The sequence below is a fragment of the Nitrospirae bacterium YQR-1 genome (assembly GCA_039908095.1).
Lineage (GTDB): Bacteria > Nitrospirota > Thermodesulfovibrionia > Thermodesulfovibrionales > Magnetobacteriaceae > Magnetomonas.
In genome coordinates this window covers 160,028-178,988 of the sequence record JAMOBJ010000003.1, presented here as the reverse complement: position 1 = coordinate 178,988, position 18,961 = coordinate 160,028, and the positions used below count along the sequence as shown (strand labels likewise).

At 42.2% G+C, this 18,961-nt stretch carries 14 protein-coding genes; 8 read left to right on the top strand and 6 right to left on the bottom strand.

The genetic code is table 11. From position 1 onward, the window contains the following. Positions 1–29: 29 nt before the first annotated feature. From murI to H7844_03630, 3 genes are read right to left on the bottom strand one after another with little or no spacing between them, the layout of a single operon-like run. Complete coding sequence (murI, locus tag H7844_03640; protein ID MEO5356376.1) at positions 30–854, bottom strand: glutamate racemase; 825 nt, start codon at positions 852–854, stop codon at positions 30–32. A gap of 4 nt (positions 855–858) precedes the next feature. Beyond that, positions 859–1,443: a GerMN domain-containing protein gene (locus tag H7844_03635; protein MEO5356375.1), complete on the bottom strand. Its 585-nt coding sequence runs from the start codon at positions 1,441–1,443 to the stop codon at positions 859–861. After that, positions 1,430–2,410 (bottom strand): N-acetylmuramoyl-L-alanine amidase, encoded by a 981-nt coding sequence (locus tag H7844_03630; protein ID MEO5356374.1) that lies wholly within the window; start codon positions 2,408–2,410, stop codon positions 1,430–1,432. Before H7844_03630 ends, H7844_03635 begins: the two co-directional genes overlap by 14 nt. A 170-nt stretch (positions 2,411–2,580) precedes the next feature. On the opposite strand from H7844_03630, the gene H7844_03625 reads away from it, so the two are divergent. The 3 genes from H7844_03625 (at position 2,581) to H7844_03615 (ending at position 7,653) form a co-directional block, all read left to right on the top strand. After that, the gene (locus tag H7844_03625; protein ID MEO5356373.1) at positions 2,581–3,879 is read left to right on the top strand and encodes a DUF3391 domain-containing protein; all 1,299 of its coding nucleotides are present in this window, start codon (positions 2,581–2,583) and stop codon (positions 3,877–3,879) included. A 118-nt stretch (positions 3,880–3,997) separates the two neighbouring features. After that, a complete protein-coding gene (polA, locus tag H7844_03620; protein ID MEO5356372.1) occupies positions 3,998–6,580 on the top strand; it encodes a DNA polymerase I in 2,583 nt (860 codons plus the stop codon). An 8-nt stretch (positions 6,581–6,588) separates the two neighbouring features. Next, positions 6,589–7,653: a transglycosylase SLT domain-containing protein gene (locus H7844_03615; protein MEO5356371.1), complete on the top strand. Its 1,065-nt coding sequence runs from the start codon at positions 6,589–6,591 to the stop codon at positions 7,651–7,653. A 388-nt stretch (positions 7,654–8,041) separates the two neighbouring features. On the opposite strand, the gene H7844_03610 is transcribed toward H7844_03615, so the two are convergent. After that, a complete protein-coding gene (locus tag H7844_03610) occupies positions 8,042–8,833 on the bottom strand; it encodes a DsbC family protein (protein MEO5356370.1) in 792 nt (263 codons plus the stop codon). Between the two features lie 158 nt (positions 8,834–8,991). On the opposite strand from H7844_03610, the gene H7844_03605 reads away from it, so the two are divergent. The 4 genes from H7844_03605 (at position 8,992) to H7844_03590 (ending at position 15,610) form a co-directional block, all read left to right on the top strand. Further along, positions 8,992–11,112, top strand: a complete 2,121-nt coding sequence (locus tag H7844_03605) for a hypothetical protein (GenBank protein ID MEO5356369.1) — start codon at positions 8,992–8,994, stop codon at positions 11,110–11,112. Positions 11,113–11,133: 21 nt separating this feature from the next. Beyond that, positions 11,134–12,306 carry a YihY/virulence factor BrkB family protein gene (locus tag H7844_03600; protein ID MEO5356368.1) on the top strand — a complete coding sequence of 391 codons (1,173 nt, stop codon included), beginning with the start codon at positions 11,134–11,136 and terminating at the stop codon, positions 12,304–12,306. A gap of 101 nt (positions 12,307–12,407) precedes the next feature. Then, entirely contained in the window at positions 12,408–13,169 is a 762-nt protein-coding gene (locus H7844_03595; protein ID MEO5356367.1) for a hypothetical protein, read from the top strand. 125 nt (positions 13,170–13,294) lie between these two features. Then, positions 13,295–15,610: an acetate/propionate family kinase gene (locus H7844_03590; GenBank protein ID MEO5356366.1), complete on the top strand. Its 2,316-nt coding sequence runs from the start codon at positions 13,295–13,297 to the stop codon at positions 15,608–15,610. Between the two features lie 22 nt (positions 15,611–15,632). On the opposite strand, the gene H7844_03585 is transcribed toward H7844_03590, so the two are convergent. Beyond that, positions 15,633–16,922, bottom strand: a complete 1,290-nt coding sequence (locus H7844_03585) for a DUF3391 domain-containing protein (GenBank protein ID MEO5356365.1) — start codon at positions 16,920–16,922, stop codon at positions 15,633–15,635. Positions 16,923–17,195: 273 nt separating this feature from the next. Between H7844_03585 and H7844_03580 the strand changes: the two genes are divergently transcribed. After that, positions 17,196–17,885 (top strand): flagellar brake protein, encoded by a 690-nt coding sequence (locus H7844_03580; GenBank protein MEO5356364.1) that lies wholly within the window; start codon positions 17,196–17,198, stop codon positions 17,883–17,885. 82 nt (positions 17,886–17,967) lie between these two features. On the opposite strand, the gene H7844_03575 is transcribed toward H7844_03580, so the two are convergent. After that, on the bottom strand, positions 17,968–18,867 hold the full coding sequence (locus H7844_03575) for a hypothetical protein (protein ID MEO5356363.1): 900 nt from the start codon (positions 18,865–18,867) through the stop codon (positions 17,968–17,970). Between the last annotated feature and the right edge of the window lie 94 nt (positions 18,868–18,961).

The following is an 18,961-nucleotide window of genomic DNA, read 5'->3' as shown; positions in this document are numbered from 1 at the left end:
GTATAATTATTCCTGTCAGTGTAAATGAGTTAAACGGCTACTGCCGTTTCAAGGGAGGCTACCTCGATTTTGGTTATATCCTCTATGGGGTCCTCCAGAAATCGCTTACCGATATTTTGGAATCTCTCAGGACTGTCCGTTACGTAATACTTCCTGTAAGTACCGTCTGTGCTTTTTTTGAGAATATCCATCTCTGAAAGCAGTGCTTTGACATTTACAGACTTCTCTATGGCTGAATCTATCAATGTGACCCCTTCACCCATCACTTTTCTTATAACATTTTTCAAAAGCGGATAGTGTGTGCAGCCCAGCACAAGTGTATCTATCAGGGACTCCTTCAGGTCGGCAAGATACCTGGTGGCTACCAACAGAGTAACATCCGTGTCAAGCCACCCCTCCTCAACAAGCGGAACAAAGAGCGGGCAGGGACGCTCAAATACGACTATGGAGTCGTCAATTTGCTGTATAGCCCTCCTGTAAGCACCACTTTTTATTGTGGTCTCTGTGCCGATTACACCAATTCGGTTGTTTCCGGTGGCACTGACCGCTGCCCCGGCTCCTGAGTCTATAACGCCCAAAACAGGGATATCAAACGTCTGTTTTATTATGTCAAGACTGATTGCCGAGGCCGTATTGCACGCTATTATCAGAAGCTTGATGCCGTTTTCTATCAGGAAAGAACTGTTTTCCAGGGAATACTTTGTTACAGTTTCAGGAGACCGTATCCCGTAAGGCACTCTTGCCGTGTCACCTAAGTATATGGTACTTTCGTTAGGGAGCAGAGCATGTATCGCCTTTAACACTGTAAGGCCGCCCACCCCTGAGTCGAATATACCGATAGGTTTATCAGCCACACTTTTATGTTTCATTAAATTTTACCTCTTGTGTCAACATTTTTTTCAATGGATACTTTATATAACAATGGCCTCCCAGAGTTTCCTCCTCCTTGCCGTTGATAAGTAAAAACACATCGTCCGCCTCTATGTTACTTGTTATTGTATCATATATACTCTTTAATAAAAGAAACTCTATTGCCGCATCTCCCCTGAAGTTTCTCTTTAATTCCAGCGATATGTCAACATACAATATTCTGTCAATACCGTAGTACATACCCAGAAGCTTAGCACCATCGGGCACTGCATCTTTGACTGTGATATGCTCACCACTTAGAAGCTCAGACACTGCCGCCTCCGCCGTCTTCAGAGAGTCAAAGTACTTCTTTGTCTTAACTGAGACGCTCTCCAATTCCATGCCGTTACGATAGACAACCGTTACGGTCGACTCCTCCCCTATTACCTTACCCTGCTCTACCTCCTTAAGTGCAAACACGCTTTGTAATTGAGTGGGGGTATCCCCTCGGGACATAAGAAAATACCCGACTCCAATCCCAACCATTACAAAGATGGGTATCAACAATAAAAATATCGTACTACCTCTTCGCATATGACGCCAAAGCCTTGTAAACAGCCTCTGAGATGGATTTTAAGGTACTCGCATTATATAAAAAATCACTACTTTGCGGAATCTCAATCAAAACTGCCGGAGCAGCTACAGAGTTAAGGAGCAGCAGCGGCATCTCTCTGTGGTAAACCTCAACATCGGTAAAGGTCTCCCTCAGCGATGTTTCAACAGCCTCTGCAAGTCCCAGACTTCTTTCTAAATAAGCAGCTTGAGCCATATCGGTCCTGTAGCGTAATGAAAGTGTTTGTGAACCGGCAGGCAATGTTGTTCTATAAACAGAGAAAAACCTGCCCTCAGATACGTGCAAAGATATAAATACACTTATACGCCTCTTTGACGCCTCTGTTATGCGGCTGTTCAAACTCATATAGGAATCGTCTTTTCTGAGTAAAACAGCTTTAGCCGACCGTGTGTTTATCATTTTTGAGAGTTCATTAGCCAAAGAAAGCGTAAGGACACTCTCTTTTGTGTTCCCAACCGGTAATCCTATATCATTGCCGCCATGCCCGGCATCTATAACAATCGTAAGCTGTTTTAACTCCTTACTTTCCGCAGGGACTGTTTGCTCCGGTTTCTTGTAGTCTGTGACAAAGGCATCAACCACAACTCTGTAGGGGCCTGAGAGTTTTATCACTTTTATGTTTTCGAGATTCACAACATTCAAATATATATTGTTCTCCCTGCTGGAGAATTTAATATTTTCCGGTAATTTAGGTGGTGCTATTGTAAAGGAATCCGGAAGCGATACTTTTATGACACTATAAGAGGCCATAACCTTTGCCTGATTGAGCCACGACTCATCAGGCAGTTCAAAAACAAAGCGGATGTATCCTGCTTGCTCGCTGTAGCGCACAGAAACACTACTACTTTCCATCGCCACAGCAACCAAAGACCATAAAACCGCTGCCACCATAACAAGCGCAGAAGAAAGCACATGCCTCTTTTTCACAACCCAGACATTATAACATACAAAATGTACGTTTACTAAAAAGTATTTTTTAAAAAAAATAATATCAACCATATCTTACTAGTGTATTATAATTTTACATAAAAAATATGTTATAATTAACGGGTAGGAGCTTATGGCTTCCGGTTATGGTTTTATGCAGGAGGGTTTGATTGAAAAAACGTATTTCTGCCGATGATTTGAGAGTGGGGATGTTCCTTGACGGATTAGATACAAACTGGTTAAAGACCCCGTTTGTGAAAAACCGCTTTGAAATAACAAGCAGCGAACAAATAAAGAAAATAAAAGATGCAGATATTGCATTTGTTTTTATAGATACAGACAGAGGCCTTGACGTCATGCCAACTCCTGAGGCGGTGAAAAGTAAGGCTGCAACTCCTGAGGTGGTGATAAGTAAAACTGTGGTTACTGATTCTGTTGATAAGATGCCTCCTCCGGTGCAATCCACAGAGAGCCCTGCCGTAATAACCAGAAAAGCACCGTCACGGGTTGAGCCGACATTTGAGGAATATATAAAAAAGAAAGAGGAGCTATTTTCAATAGAGCGAACAAGTATAGTCAACGGTAGTTATGTGGATTTTTCACTATTTGGAAAATCCAATATGAATATAGACCCTGTCTTAGAGTACAAGGGTAAGGAGATAGCGGTAAATGAAGAGGTGTTTGTCAACTACTGCGAATTAATGATAACGCCTACGGATATACCCCGGTATAAATCATACATCAGGGGGGCGGCCTCGGCCCCGGGAGGTTCGCAAGAGGCTAGAAATATCCTTGTAAAGGAAAGTGCCAAAATTTGCTTAAAAGAACTTTTCAATAATCCCAAAAGCGATGAAAAAGTGCAGGAGAGCAAAGAGGTAACAGAAGGTATCATACATGCCATATTAGACAGTAAAGGCCTGATAACTAATCTGCTTACGATAAACAAAAAAGACTTCTATACATACTCCCACTCTGTAAACCTAAGTGTGCTGGCTGTTGCTACCGCCGTGTCATCAGGGGTAACTTCTGAAGGAGAGCTCTTTGCCCTGGGCATGGGCTGTCTGTTGCACGACATAGGAAAGACCACTATCCCTCCGGAGATTATGGCCAAGCCCTTTGGTAAATTAAGTAAATTTGAGCTGGATATTTTCAGGGAACATGTTTCGGAGGGTTATAATATATTAAAGCTGTACAAAGGGATACCGGAGGCAACATCATATCCTCTTTTAGAACATCATGAAAAGGTATCCGGAAAGGGTTATCCAAACGGGCTCACTGGTGCTAATATGCACACGTCGGGGAAAATAGCCGCAATTGTTGACTTCTACGATATTCTGACAACCTCGCATCCTGGATATAAGGGGATGTCCGCCTTTGAAGCTCTGTCTCATCTACGTTCTCTCAGCGCCGATTATGACCCTGATGTGCTAAAGGAATTTATTAAGATTCTGGGTAAAACCACCCTATAGCAGCTTTCTGCTATAGGACGCTCATAAGAAACGTGTAAGCGTCAAGTTAACCCCATCTACTAAAAAATAGTCATTGGACTGTGGATATATGTGTATCTCATATACCGAAACATAAAAAATGGGAAAAAAAGAAACATATTTAGTTGACGCAACAGCATTTTTGTATCGTGCTTTTCATGCCGTAAGGGTGCTCAGTTCACCAACAGGTTTTCCAACAAACGCTATATACGGGCTGACCACAATGATGTTTAAGCTGATAAATGAAAAAAAGCCTCATGCAATGGCGTTAATTTTTGACTCTAAAGAGAAAACCCATAGACATAAGATATATGAAGCATACAAGGCCCACAGACCCGCACCGCCTGTGGATTTTATCAGACAGATTGAACCAGCCGTGAAAATAATTGAAGCTCTTGGCATTAAAACAATAGCCATAGCCGGCTTTGAGGCCGATGATATAATGGCCGCTATTGCCCTGAAATTTGCCGGTGGCGGCAGTACAGTCTATATCGTATCGGGGGATAAGGATATGATGCAGATGTTAGGGCCGGATATTAAAATATTTGATCCCGTTAAAAATGTGATAATAGATGCCGATTATGTGCAGAAGCGGTTTTCCCTTCCACCTGACCGGCTCCATGAGCTTATGGCGCTAACCGGTGATGAGTCAGACGGTGTGCCGGGGGTTAAGGGCATAGGGGAGAAAACTGCTGTTGAAATATTGAAAGATTACGGCTCTCTGGATGAGCTGTTAAGTTACCCGGGAAAAATAAAAAATGAACGGATTAGAAAACTTATCGGCGACAATGTTGAAACCATCCGGTTAAGCGACACTTTAGTCAAATTAGAGACCAACGTGCCCTTTAATATGTTATATGAGGATATTGTCTTAAAAGAGCCCTCATGGGATGCCCTCAGAGAGCAGTTTCTGGAATATGGTTTTTCTTCTCTTTTAAAACTCATTCCAGCTGCCGTGGCGGCGAAGGACAAAAAAGTCTCAGAGACAGCGGTTTCAGAGATAACCTCAACTGCGGAATTATCAAAAACACTGCAGCTGCACCAGTGCCCTGGGATAATCGCAATAAAGAGCTACAGTAAGGCAACTGAGGGGATTTTCCCTCACAGAGGGATTTATTTTTCCTTTGACGGACGCAGTACCTGTCACGTGCCGCTAAATGACGATAAGGAGGCTGGGTTAGCACTTTTTTCTGAGATTTTCCTTAATAAGGATATTCAAAAGGTTTCCTGCGGCTTTAAAGAAGAGCTCCACGCTCATGGCTGCTCCGGTAATATTGAAAATATTCATGACGTCATGACAGCCGCCTACATATTAAACCCAAACAAGGTAAATCTGCAATTAAAAGATTTGGTCATGGAACATCTCCCGGCTTTTTATAAAGCCGGTGAGGCGGATGACACGGCGCCGGTGTTAATATTTAAACTTCATGAGCTCCTTAGTGATAAGCTAAAAAAAGCAAATCTCAACGATTTGTACGAAAACGTGGAAATGGCGCTTTTACCGGTTCTTTACGATATGGAAAAAACAGGGGTCAAGCTCAACAGGGAAAAGGTGAAAGAGCTTTCCGTCAGATATGAAGAGGAGATAAAAACTGTTACAAGGCGAATATTCTTTATAGCCGGCTGCGAGTTTAACATAAACTCTCCTAAGCAGCTTCAGGAGATACTTTTTGATAAACTCAAACTCTCTCCCGGCAAAAAGATAAAAACCGGTTATTCAACCGACACAGCCGTGCTGGAGTCCCTCATGAGTAAACATGAGCTTCCGGGTGAAATCATCCTCTATCGTAATCTCAGTAAAATGAAAAACACTTATCTGGATACACTGCCTGGATTTATAAACTCAAAAACCGGGCGGATTCACACAACTTTTAACCAGTGCGCTACGGCAACGGGCAGATTAAGCTCCACTGCTCCAAACCTTCAGAACATTCCCATAAAGGGACAGTGGGCAACGGCACTGCGGGAGGCCTTTTGCGCCGATTCCGGGCACTATATAATCTCTGCCGATTACTCTCAAATAGAGCTCCGCATACTCACGCACCTCAGCAATGACACAGGCTTTACAGAAGCATTCCAAGGGGATGAGGACGTCCATGCACAAACAGCCATGGTAATTTTCAACATTCCGGCTCAGCGGGTAACCCCTGAGCATCGCACAGTGGCAAAGAGTATAAATTTTGGGATAATCTATGGAATGTCATCATTTGGCCTTTCAGAGGCTCTTAAGATTTCAAAAAATGATGCCAAAAGCTATATAGAAACCTTTTTTTCCAAACACGCAGGGGTTGGCGCATTTATAAATGAAACCATAGAGAGGGCTAAAAAACTGGGATATACGGAAACGGTGTTGGGCAGAAGACGTGAAATCGAGGGGCTTTTAAGCTCAAACAAGACACAAGTGTTACAGGCCGAGCGGTTGGCTGTAAACTCCCCCATACAGGGCTCTGCCGCCGACATTATAAAAGTGGCAATGATTAACCTTCACAAAAAGATTAAAGACGGGGGGTTAAAAACGAAAATGGTTTTACAGGTGCATGACGAGCTGGTGTTTGAAGTCCCCGAGGATGAGCTTGAGGTGGCAAAGGCATTAATCAAAGAGGAAATGGAGGGCTGCTATCCACTTAAAGTGCCTCTACGGGTTAACATAGGTTTTGGAAAAAACTGGGCGGAGGCTCATTAAAGGATGAGATGAAGCTATCGGGACTTATTTTATCTATACTGGCATTTGTTTTGATGTCATCCCATGAGGTTTTAGCAAAGTCCACACACCGGCATGTTAATAAAACGAGGGCAGCGGTGGATAAGACCGGTACCGTTTCACCAAAAACCCTCACAGATGAGCAGCTTACTCAGAAGCTGTTATTTGGCGCACCTGCCGTGTATCCACCGGCCGGGAAGGCAAATGCCAACCGGGTTTTAAGATGGAAGACCGTGCTTAGCGAACGTGATATACAGTACGACACAAGCATACTGGCATACAAGGGAAATACTGCAATGGGGCTTAGGACCTCTTACCAGAACCTGATAGCCGGATGGTGGAGAATGGTAAAAAGCGGCCATTTAAGGATGATTTACAACAAGAGCCGGGCTGAGTCTGTGCCATTTGAAATAGTGTTTTTAGCTCTTGCCGAGTCTTCGTGGAACGCTTCCGCCTTGTCACAGGCAGGGGCGGGCGGCTACTGGCAATTTATTCCTGAAACGGCAAGGTCCTATGGACTCATAGACACTCATGACCACCGCAATGATCCTGAAATGAGCACAGATGCCGCCATTGCATTACTTAAGGATAACTTTAAAATGACTCATACCTGGGACAGAGCATTTGGGATTAAAGGTAAAAAACCGGCTGCCTCAGAGCGCTGGCTGTGGGCCTTCTGGGCATACAACAGCTCTCCGGGCACTGTATCACAGTACTACCGCCGGAGCAGGGGTGACCCGTCAGTTTTTTACAAGTATGTTGAAAATGTTGAAAACGCCAACTACGTCCACAAGATATTTGGAATCAGAGAAGTTCTCAGAGAATACATCACAGAGCTAAAAAAACACCCGTACAAAAAATATGAAAACACTCCATACGGAGAGTATATTCAGAAGTGGTACACTCTCTCAATTGTGCAACGTAAGGACCTTATCCTTGAGGTAAATAAGCAATTTCAAAAGCACGGTAAAAAAACAAAAAAACCCGATCCGCTGTCACTGCGTATAAAAAAAGAAACTGAATATGTATTAGCGCTGTCCAGGACTGTTCAATAGAGGGGAATAAAGGGCTGCATTTGACTCTGCCGCCGTTTTTAAAAGCATTACCACGTTTTATGTATTCAATAGCAGTCTTTGAGTTTGAGTTGATGCGCCGGCCATATATTAAAAATAAAGTTAGTAACAGTAAAAGCAATAGACATGAAATAATGGTTATTTTTTTCATAAATTCATATCTTTTTAAATGATAACGTACTCATCATTGCATAAACTATCGGCCGGCAGCATTCAATAATAGCCTGCCCTTAAAAAAAATACGTCAAGTTACGGATTGTGCACGATATTGTATGATGAATGAGATAAAAACATTGTTAATTTTACGGTTTAACCAATCGTTTAAAAAATATTTCCAAACTTGTATAGCAGATTAGTGGATTCTTTCAGGTTACTTATTTTCAATTCCTTTGATTAATTCATCTGTTTTCATGTTTCCCCTGTATTGTCTGCCATCGGGTAAGATAACGGTAGGAGTGCCGGTTATCCCAAGTTTGTTTCCAAGTTTTATATTTTCATCAATAATTTTAGAGCCGCATTTGTCCTCTGCTATTTCCTTCTTTTCCATTACATCATCAAGGAGCTTTAAAGATTTTTTACACATTATTGAAGCAGTTTTCTTGTATGCATCAGGATGAATCTCCGTAAGCGGGAACAATATGATGTAAAATGCAATATCGCTTCTTTCAGAAACCACCTGTTTTAAATCGCCGTGAAGCTTCTGACAAAAAGGACAGTCAGGGTCGGTAAAAACTATTAGTTTATGCTTAGCACTTTTCTCTCCAAGCAGCAGGGCATTCTTTAACGGTATGGATTTGTAATCAAACTTTTTTAACTCCCCCATACGTTTATCAGTCAGGTTTTCTCTGGTTTTTAACTTAATAATGTTCCCTAATATTACATTGCCCTTAGAGTAATCAAGATACACAACACCGTCCTTCTGGTGGCCTTCCTTATCCTCCGCCTTTACTGCTATCTCCCACAGTCCCTTTGACGGAGCCACCTGAACCCTCTTTACAGTAATTGAGGGGCCCAGCTGCTTTAATATCTCCGTGGCCTCATCCTCGGTTAAAGTGTGGCAGGCGCTGCAGTTTGTGTCACAACCGCTCATCCCCCAAACATTTGCCGAATAATAACATAACACTGTGATAAGCAGTAGCGCTATAAACAATAATTTCTTCACCGTTGTTTATATCATAACTGCCGATATTTAGTCAATATCCCATAAAAAATATTCTCAACAATAAAAATGCACGCGATGAAGTGTGCTACAAATTAGCCTCTCCATGAACTATTGTGTTACAATACGCTTTCAGTATCTTTGCCGTTAAACTAATGAAAATGATGATACAAAAAATAATTGATAAATGTTCCTTAAAAGCGCTTTGCATTTTTTACCTTGTTGCATTAGTGCTTTATACCATGATTTCGACAAGCACTCTGCCGATACTTAAAGGAGATACCGACCTGTTTTACCACTTAAGCGGCGGCAGGTATATACTTAGCCACAAAGAAATTCCCACGACATCTTACTTTTCCTTTGTAACTCCACAACGGCGGTGGATTGATTATTATTGGCTGTTCCAACTGTGTGTTTATAAAATTTATAGTTGGTTTGGAAACTCAGGCCTGATTTTTGTCAGATCGCTTATTTTTTTTATTACAGAGTGCATTGTGCTTTTGTACCTGCTTAAAGACAAAAGAAAGTCTTTCCCGCACGTTGCTTTTATCTTTTCCATGTACTTTCTCTTGTTGCTTGCACGAGGGCTGCAGAGCCGTCCTCACGCTGTCAGCTATCTGTGTATAGCCGTGTTTCTGTACATAATGGAATTTAAAAGGGAAAAAGCATGGCTGCTTCCCATTATAGCAATCCTGTGGGTTAACTTTCACGGAATTGAATTTCCGGTTATGATTCTGATAACCACGGCGTATCTGCTTGAAACATATATAATCAGGGTAAGACAAAAGAGTCATTTTACAAAAGACGAGCAATGGTTCGTGCTGTCTTTAGCTTTAGTCCTCTGTACAGTCTATATGACCCCGCACGGGGCCGGGCTTCTTAAAACCCCTTTTACCAGCACTAAGTACGCCTCCGAGTATATAATCGAATTGGCAAAGCTGCCTCTCTCCAGTTACTTTTCTTTTATTGTAAACACTGAAGAGGTCTCCTCCCCTGCCGTCTTTAGTTTGTTTTTGATAGTGTGTGCTATAGGGCTGGCAGCCAATATCAGAAGGCTGCGGGTAAGTCATCTGATTATTTTTCTTGGCGCATCGTATCTTATCTTTAAAGGTAACAGATTCTCAAATGAATTTGCCCTGCTATCACTTCCTATTGTAAGTGCCAACTCACCCCTCAGAAAAAACGGCGAACCTCTTTTTCATCCCCCTGCGCTTATTTTCATTTCCCTGATACTTATGTCCCTGCCGTTTATATACGTGCGGATGTTGCTTAAGTCCTTACCTGTCTCAAACGTGGCACTTCCTCACGGTATAACATCATTTTTGAAGAAGGTTAATACCGGCGGCACCATTTTAAACCATCCCAACAGCGGCGGCTATCTTCAGTGGGAACTCTATCCACGGTACAAAATCTTCATGGATATGGAAATTCCTTTTTTGTTTAAGGATGAGGATATGTTTGACGCTCTCAGTACTCTTACAAATCCATCAGGGCTTGTGAGGTTCTTAGACACCTACAAGCCGGACTATATTATCGTATCATTACTTCACGGTGTTTTTAGGGATTTGATAGCAAAACACCCGCAGTACAGGGCGGTCTTTTTTGACGACGTGGAAGTGCTTTATTCAAGGCGGGCTGAAATTGTGGAAAAATACGCTCTCAATACCATTGACCCCTTTACCCTGATAGGGTTGGATATGAGGCGGATACCCCCTGAACTGCTTGACTCATTTGTGAAAGAGCTGAGGGCTATATATTTGACGGACCCTGACATTGAGCTTGTCAACCAGATTCTTGCCGTTATACTTACAAATGAGAAAAAGTACGATGAGGCTATGGTTCATGCCGATGCAATGATACGTATATCCTCGCTTAATCCAAGGGGTTACCTGCTTAAGGGGGATTTACTCAACAAGCTTGGCAAATACGGGGAGGCCGTCACAGCTTTTAAAACCGCTTTGGCAAATGCAACCGATGACCCTGTTAAAAAAGATGTGTATAAAAAACTCTGGTTTAGTTATTCAAAACTAAAAAAAGATAAAGAGGCATATGAAATGCTCTCAAGAGGCGTTGATATTTTTACCTTTAGCAGCACTTATGAGGACCTCTATGCCCTGGGGCTCCTTGCTTTTACCACAGGAAAAACCAGTGAGGCTTTCACGTTGTTTCAGTTTGCCCTAAAGAAAACCCCCGACAACGATACACAATGGAAAGACAAGATTGAGAAAATGCTGCTTCAATATGAAAACTATAAAAGGGAAACGCCGAAAATCAGCAAATAGTTCCCTTCGGCGTTAGACTTAGTGGCTTATTATAAATTTATAATAGTTGAAACAATCAGACATTTTAGAAAAAACAACGGCGGTGTGTTGGCCTCTGCACTAGCCTATCAGGGAATTCTTTCCTCCGTGCCGTTTCTGCTTTTGATTTTTCTGATGCTGGGAAAATACATAATGTCCTCAAACATTGTATTTCTTGATTTTAAGAAAACGGTTACACTCTTTTTACCTTATTCGCAGGACATCATTCTTCAGGAAGTAAAGAACCTCTACATTGCGGAGGGCTCATGGAGCATTGCAGGTATAGTTGTCTGTGTCTGGTTTATTTTTCCTCTGGTGGATACTTTAAGAACACTCTTCTGCGGTGTTTTTAAGGAAAAAATCAACAGACCGTTTCTTGTGGAGTTAGCTGCAAATGTGCTTTCAACTTTTATTTTAATGTGTTTGTTGATGTTTCTTGTAATTGGTGAAATTGTATATATCGAGATAATAAAGCCTTTGATTAAAGATATTAATATACCGTTTGATCTTATAGATATCACAGGTAACTTTGTAATAACCCTCTGTGGATTAGTATTGTTTTATTACGTGTTTATACCGGTAAAGGTACATGTAAAACACATACTTGCCGGCTCTACTCTGACCGCTTTTGCATGGATAGTGTTAAGGCCATCTTTTGCACTTTTGATGCACATTAATCCTCAGATGGGTTTTATCTTTGGCTCTCTGAAGGCAATCTTTATAGTGTTTTTCTGGGTATATCTGTACTTTTATGTTTTTATTGCCGGAGTGGAGTTCACTGCGTTACTGTCAAAAATCAGGCTGATAACTATTGAATGTTTTCTCTCAGGCCGTACAGACGTTGCAGCACCGGCTAAATTTACAGTTGCTCTCAATGACGGGCAAATCCTGTTTGATAAGGCGGCTATGGCTGACTGTTTTTACTACATAGTGAGCGGGAGCATTTCTCTGACAGTAGAAGGACAACCTCCAGTTCAGAAAATCGCGGGAGATACCTTTGGCGTTGATGAAATGCTTATGAATTCCCTCAGAGCTAAAAAGGCAGTTTCAACATCAGATGACACCGTTGTTTTTCCCATATCCCAGGATGATCTGAATGTCCTTGAAAAAATTAATCCGCAAGTCACGCTTATGATACTAAAACAGACACTTATACCAAGTTGCAGTCAGAACTAAACACAGGTGGCCGGTTAAGCAGCAGTATTAGGTACTTCTTTTTTTCAAAAGTCTTTTTTACTTTTTTCGTTTATCTCTGGTACAATAAGTTCATGGCAGTAATGACAGTACCGGAGACGCTGAGAAACAGGCTTGGGGAGGAAGCCAGTGAGTCACTTGCGGATTTAGTCAACAAGGTAAATCTGGAAGCCCGTAAAGATTCACTGGTTTTAGCGGAGGAGAGGCTTGAAAAAAGACTTACCACTGAGATAGGTAAGGTTCGTGAGGATATTGCAAAGTCTGACGGCAGACAGAAAGAGGCTTTGGCAAAACTTGAGGGTAGTCAGAAAGAGGCTTTGGCAAAACTTGAGGGTAGTCAGAAAGAGGCTTTGGCAAAACTTGAGAGTCGGCTCAGTGAAAGAATTATGAGTCTTGAGGCTGCCCATAAAGAAGCTATGGCAAAACATGAGCTCACTCAAAAAGATGATATGATAAATCTTGAGGCCCGGCTCAGTGAAAGAATTATGAGTCTTGAGGCTGCCCATAAAGAAGCTATGGCAAAACATGAGCTCACTCAAAAAGATGATATGATAAATCTTGAGGCCCGGCTCAGTGAAAGAATTATGAATCTTGAAGCTACCCAGAAAGAGGCTTTGGCAAAACTTGAGAGTCGGCTCAGTGAAAGAATTATGAATCTTGAAGCTGCCCAGAAAGAAGCCATGTCAAAACTCGAGGTTAGCCAGAAAGAAGCCACGGCAAAACTAGAGGGTCACTTACGTGTAGAAATTGAGAAGGCAAGCAAAGAAAACATTAAATGGATGTTTTTGCTCTGGATAGGCCATCTTGCCGCTATTGCTGCAATATTTCGTTACCTTGTCAGATAAGCTACAATAACTTTCCTGCATCACTACAAATATCAGCCTGCCGGCAAATTGTCAGAAAAAGCGGATTTGTTCTATAATGCAAAAGAGGCTGTGAAAAAAAATTAATCCACTAATCGGGGGGAGTGATGAATATAAATAAGTTTCTGTCGCAGGTAAAACAGTTTGAGGATCTCAGTGAAGAAGAGTTAAGATTGCTTTCCGACTCCGCCTCTGTGGTGGACTACTCAGACGGTAAGCACATAAAACAAGTAGGGGAGCTGAGCAGGTTTTTTTACGTTGTCTATGACGGCAAAGTAAAAGTGGTTTTAGAGTCCGGTGATACGATAACAATGTTTAGCCGCGGGGATATTTTTGGAGAGATGTCCCTGATGACCGGTGAGCCCTCAGGGGCGGACATTATATCTGAGGGTGCCTCCCGGCTTCTGAGAATTCCAAGGGAGCTCGTCTCACAAGTTATCTCCGGAAATCCGGCAACGATGACCAAAATAGCTCAAACCATAGCTCACCGTCTTATCAGAAGAGATAAAAGTGACAATGAAAAAGCATCAATTTATAACGCAAGGACCAGGTCAACCGATCCATATGACCTTGATTTTAGTTCCGCCACTGACCCGATAAAAATTTTAGTTATAAATAGCAGGTCAAATTCCCTGAAGTTCTCCCTATTTGATACCAGATACAGCGTTGCCGTCGTAGATGGAATTGTAGATAAAATAGGCACCCCGCTGTCTTATTTAAAAGGGTCAGGCTCAAAGGGCGACTTCCATGTGGATGCCTTAATAGGGAGCATGGAAGAGGCTATAAAGCTTGTGATAAAAACACTGACGGATGCTAAAGAAGGTGTCATCACCGGTATTGAGGAAATAGCGGCTGTTGGACACCGCGTGGTTCATGGGGGCAATAAGTTTTATAATGCGGTTGTAATAAATAAGGAAGTGATAGAAAACATAAGAAAATTCAACATATTTGCCCCATTGCATAATCCATACAACATTCAGGGCATTGAGTATTTTATGAAAATTCTGCCTGTTGCATCTCATGTAGCGGTTTTTGACACTGCCTTCCACAAGGGTATGCCTGAGCACGCCCATAAATATGCCCTGACGTCCAGTTTAAATAACGATGAGATGATAAGGCGTTATGGTTTTCATGGAATCAATCACCATTACGTGACACTGAAGGCAGCCGAGTATCTGAAGAAATCTGCAGGACAGCTTAAAATAATTTCCTGCCACCTGGGCCACGGCTCATCCATAACGGCAATAGACCACGGCAGAAGTATAGACACCAGTATGGGGCTCACCCCCCTTGAGGGGCTTGTCATGGGCTCAAGAAGTGGGGATACCGACCCAGGGCTGTTCATCTACCTGATGTCCTTAGGCTACAATGCGGATGACCTAAGCAGAATGTTAAATGAACAGAGCGGCATAAAGGGAGTAAGTGAGGTTAGCAGCTATATGGAAGAGGTGCTGGCTGCTGCAGAGGATGGGAATAAAAAAGCTGAAAAAGCCATCAGTTTATTCTGTTACAGGGCAAAAAAATATATAGGCTCGTATATAGCAGCCCTCGGGGGAGTGGATGTTTTAATATTTACAGGGGGTATCGGTGGTAATTCCACGGAGGTGCGGGCAAGAATATGCCAGGGGCTTGACCCCTTCGGCATAAGTATTTACGATGATTCAAACAGGCAGGTACGGCCTTTTTTAAAACAAGTGGAGGAGATATCGGAGCCTAACTCCAAAGTCAGGATTCTTGTAATTCAACCTGACGAAAAGCGTATGATAGCCCGTGAAACCCTCCATGCCCTTGGCAGACACACCACTGCAACACGGAAGGAGCAGGAGTATAAAACCACACCCATCCCTGTAAATGTATCAGCCCACCATGTGCATGTCACAAGGGAGGCATATAAGGTACTATTTGGCGACGGCAGGGAACTGACACAAAAAGCGCCGCTGAGCCAACCCGGGCAGTTTGCCGCTCTGGAGACGGTAAATCTGGTTGGCCCTAAGGGCAGAGTGGAAAAGGTGCGAATACTTGGGCCATACAGAAAGGAATGTCAGGTGGAGATAGCCCGCACGGAGGAATTTAAACTTGGAATAGATGCTCCTGTCAGAGACTCCGGCGATATAGAAGGTACACCGGGTATTACGCTTGAGGGCACTCACGGGCAGTTAAAAATTGACAAAGGAGTGATTTGTGCAAGACGCCACATACACATGTCCCCGGAGGATGCCCTCAGGTTTGGCCTCAGAGACAGAGATGTGGTACTTGTTAAAATTAAGAGCAAACGGGAACTGACTTTTGGTGACGTACTGGTAAGAGTCCACCCTGATTTCAGGCTTGACATGCATATAGACACTGATGAGGGAAATGCTGTGGAGCACGAACCTGGAATGGCCGGCTTTATTGAAGGTATCCAACACAGGGCATACATGTAGAAGAGGTGGACTTATAGCATGTTTAGTTTCCAAGCATTTTTACAAAACTCAGAAATATTTCCTTGTCATAATCGTCAATCTGGCTGCGAATAATGGACAGAGCCTCAAAAGAGCTAAAAGCCTTTTTATACGGGCGGGCTGTGGTCAGAGCATCATAAACGTCAGCCATAGCCACCACCTTCCCCGCAAAATGCAGATCCCCGGACCCAAGCCCATGCGGATAACCATTGCCTGTCATCTTTTCATGATGCTCGGTCAGAGAGTAAAGTGTTTCCTTTGAGATGTCTTTATGTAAACTTAAAATTTTTTTACCTAAAAGAACATGTGATTTCATAACTCTGAACTCATCGTCGGTAAGCTTGGTAGGTTTGTTTAGTATTGAGGTGGGAATCTTACACTTGCCTATATCGTGAAGCATTCCTCCCATAGCCAGTGCAAAGATTTCCGACTGTTTTTTCATGCCTAAATTCATGGCAAGCCCCACGGCTAATACGCTTACATTTACACAGTGGGTGTAGGTGTAGTAGTCGGATTTGTTTATTGTAAAAAGCCCGTTTGTTAAAGAATTGTTGTCTTGCATGGTACTGACAATTGCCTCTATGTTAAGTTGACACTCTTTGATTTTCTCACCGGAGCGTGGGTCGGCAAGCAACTCTTCCATCAATAATTTTGAGTTTTCTTTTACCACTCTGTTTCTGATTAGCTCGGTGGAGCCCCCGGATGGTTTTAAGTTCATAAGTTCTTTCAGATAACCCTTGTACCTGGTCTTGTCATTATGATGTATCATGAAATCTCCATCCACATTTAACATTTCGTCTGTGACAGGGACTTCTTTATTTTTTAAAAAAAATAACTGAGCTATTTGTAAATCCCTCTTTACATACAAAGGAAAGTCTATATAGGTGCCTATAACCAGAGTGGTTTTATCTATATGGCTGTAGTTATTAAATTCGTTATAAAACTTGTCGAGGTCCTCCTTTGTATATGGTAAGCCACCTGTTGTTTTCGCAACTGTGTCTTTTTTAAATAAAACGGCCTCATCCATCTCCACAGTGCCGGTAACTTCCAGCATATCTTCCTTTTTTATAAAGTTTATCTTATCTATTTCCTCTGAAACATCTACTTTGACAGCCACACTCTTTTCAGTGTCTATAAAGACGTGTTTAATGCCAGCATGTTTTATCTTATTTATAGGTTCGTCAGTTTTTATAAGAAAGCGGTCCACCATAAAAGGCGTTTTTTCCCATGAGGCATCCATGCCGTCAAGAAACATGCCTATTTTCAAATCATCAACACTTATTCGTTGTCTCATCCGACTCTCCCGCAAATCCATATATTAAAATATCGTACAACATCCCGCCCCCACAGCACACCGATAAGATAGCGTGCTTATTATAAATTAATTGTGCTCATTTAGAAAATCAATTTTAAACATACTAAAAATTTCTACCCGGTTAGGTGTGTTTTTTTAGTGGTACTTGCGGTATCATAGAAATATGATAGTTATAAATACAGCTTATTTGCTGTAAAGATAATTACCGCTTGGAATTATTTAAGAAATTATTCCGGACAGAGGAGACAGGGGATGGCCAATTACTCCGCAGAAAATGAAACGTCAATAAAAGATACGAGTGCTGCTAAAAAAGAGGTTGTGTTACAGTTAGAGTTGGGAGCACAAATCGAAATTCAGGCAGAGGGGCAACCGGATCGTTATAAGGCATTTACTCTGGGTATGGATAAAGGAAATTTTTTACTGATAAGGCCATTGATTATAGGTAATGGGGATGTTTTTGAGGCAAAACTTGCAAAAGGAACGAAGTTAATAGTCAGGTACTTTTATGAAGGTGCTTTGTATGGTTTTAGCACCGAAGTTATGACAACAGTGGTAATTTCAAAAAAACTGTTTTTCTTAAAATATCCTGAAACCTTAGAGAAGCACAATTTAAGGTCAACTAAGCGAGTGGAGTGTCTTTTGCCTGCAAAAATAAGAGCTGATTACAATGTGATTGACTCTACAGTTGTTGATATAAGCACAGCTGGCTGCAAGAGCGTGGTACGGGCGTCAAACATCTTTGATATAAAAATACTTTCCACATGTGAAACACTGGAGCTAAAATTGAAACTACCCGGCTACGATGACGATTTTTTACTGCGCTGTGCAGTTAAACATTGTGTAAAAAACTCTGATATTTATGAGCTGGGAATCTTATTTAACCGCTTGCCTGAGAAAGCCGCTCAAGCAATAGTCGAGTTCATCAGACATTCTATCCGCTGACAACAGTACTCTCACCCCTCTTAGCTGCGCAGAGACTGTCCTGCCCGGCTCCATTGTCGTAACGGAGTCAGCGCCTCAGGTATTACTTATCTTTATCATCTTTGAGTTTTGCTTTTTCTATAAGAGGGTCGAAATAGTTACCAATCTGCTTTCTGAGAGCTTTAAACATGGTCTTAGCAACTACCTTTACTGCTCTGCTTCTTGGATGGTCCGCTATGGCATCAATAATCATAAGTTCATCAACAAGGTCCTCTTTGCAGAGCCTCTTGCTGCCCTCAAGCATACTGACAGACGGACAGAGACTAACCCATCCTATCAACAGTGAGATGATGATTGACTCTACCTCGTTATCATCCTCAAAGGCCGTGTGTTTACTCTTTTCGTATATGTGTTTGACAAAGCCTGGTTCTTTAAATGCTTTTGTCTTTACCTCTTCTTTGTACTTTTTCAGATGCTTAACGGCACTATGGTATTTTTCCTCTTCCCTTATTACCAGTTGATGAAATTCGCACTTAGTGCACCTTCTTATCTTAGCGGCATAGGATTCTTTTTTGTCACCAATAGAGGGCAGAACCGCCCAACACGCTCTGCCTGCGTTTGTTCCCCCGTGAAGGCCGTTAAATGATGTTGCCGTTGTCACAGGACAGAGCCCCCATTTCTCTTCATTTACTCCACCGGGCTGCCTTCCACAATTGTGAAATTCCCAACAGTTTAGTTTCTTACCGGCTTTTTGGCTGTCACCGGCTTTCTGCTCCTCACTGTTTTTGGGATATCCACAGGTATTCAGCGGCTCATTGCAGGCATTGAGCGGCTCCTCCATTATGGGTTCTTCACTGATTTCCGGGTTTTCCTCATTTACCAGCTTTTTCCCGTTTTTTTGCTTTTTTGCTGCCACTTGTGTTGTAACTTTAGTATTACCCTGCTCAGAACCGCCATTATTTCTTGTATCTAATGATTCATCTAAAGTCTGTTCTTCCGACATCTTATAGACCCCCCTGCTGGCCAGATACCCTTACTGCCAACATGTTTCTATTGTCATGCAACTCTTACAACCTTCAATACAAAAGTAACACTTT

Excerpts from the sequence above, each read along its gene's own strand:
- H7844_03635 (MEO5356375.1), bottom strand. The coding sequence starts at position 1,443 with ATGCGAAGAGGTAGTACGATATTTTTATTGTTGATACCCATCTTTGTA.
- polA (MEO5356372.1), top strand. The coding sequence starts at position 3,998 with ATGGGAAAAAAAGAAACATATTTAGTTGACGCAACAGCATTTTTGTAT.
- H7844_03615 (MEO5356371.1), top strand. The coding sequence starts at position 6,589 with ATGAAGCTATCGGGACTTATTTTATCTATACTGGCATTTGTTTTGATG.
- H7844_03605 (MEO5356369.1), top strand. The coding sequence starts at position 8,992 with ATGATGATACAAAAAATAATTGATAAATGTTCCTTAAAAGCGCTTTGC.
- H7844_03595 (MEO5356367.1), top strand. The coding sequence starts at position 12,408 with ATGACAGTACCGGAGACGCTGAGAAACAGGCTTGGGGAGGAAGCCAGT.
- H7844_03590 (MEO5356366.1), top strand. The coding sequence starts at position 13,295 with ATGAATATAAATAAGTTTCTGTCGCAGGTAAAACAGTTTGAGGATCTC.
- H7844_03585 (MEO5356365.1), bottom strand. The coding sequence starts at position 16,922 with ATGAGACAACGAATAAGTGTTGATGATTTGAAAATAGGCATGTTTCTT.
- H7844_03580 (MEO5356364.1), top strand. The coding sequence starts at position 17,196 with ATGGCCAATTACTCCGCAGAAAATGAAACGTCAATAAAAGATACGAGT.
- H7844_03575 (MEO5356363.1), bottom strand. The coding sequence starts at position 18,867 with ATGTCGGAAGAACAGACTTTAGATGAATCATTAGATACAAGAAATAAT.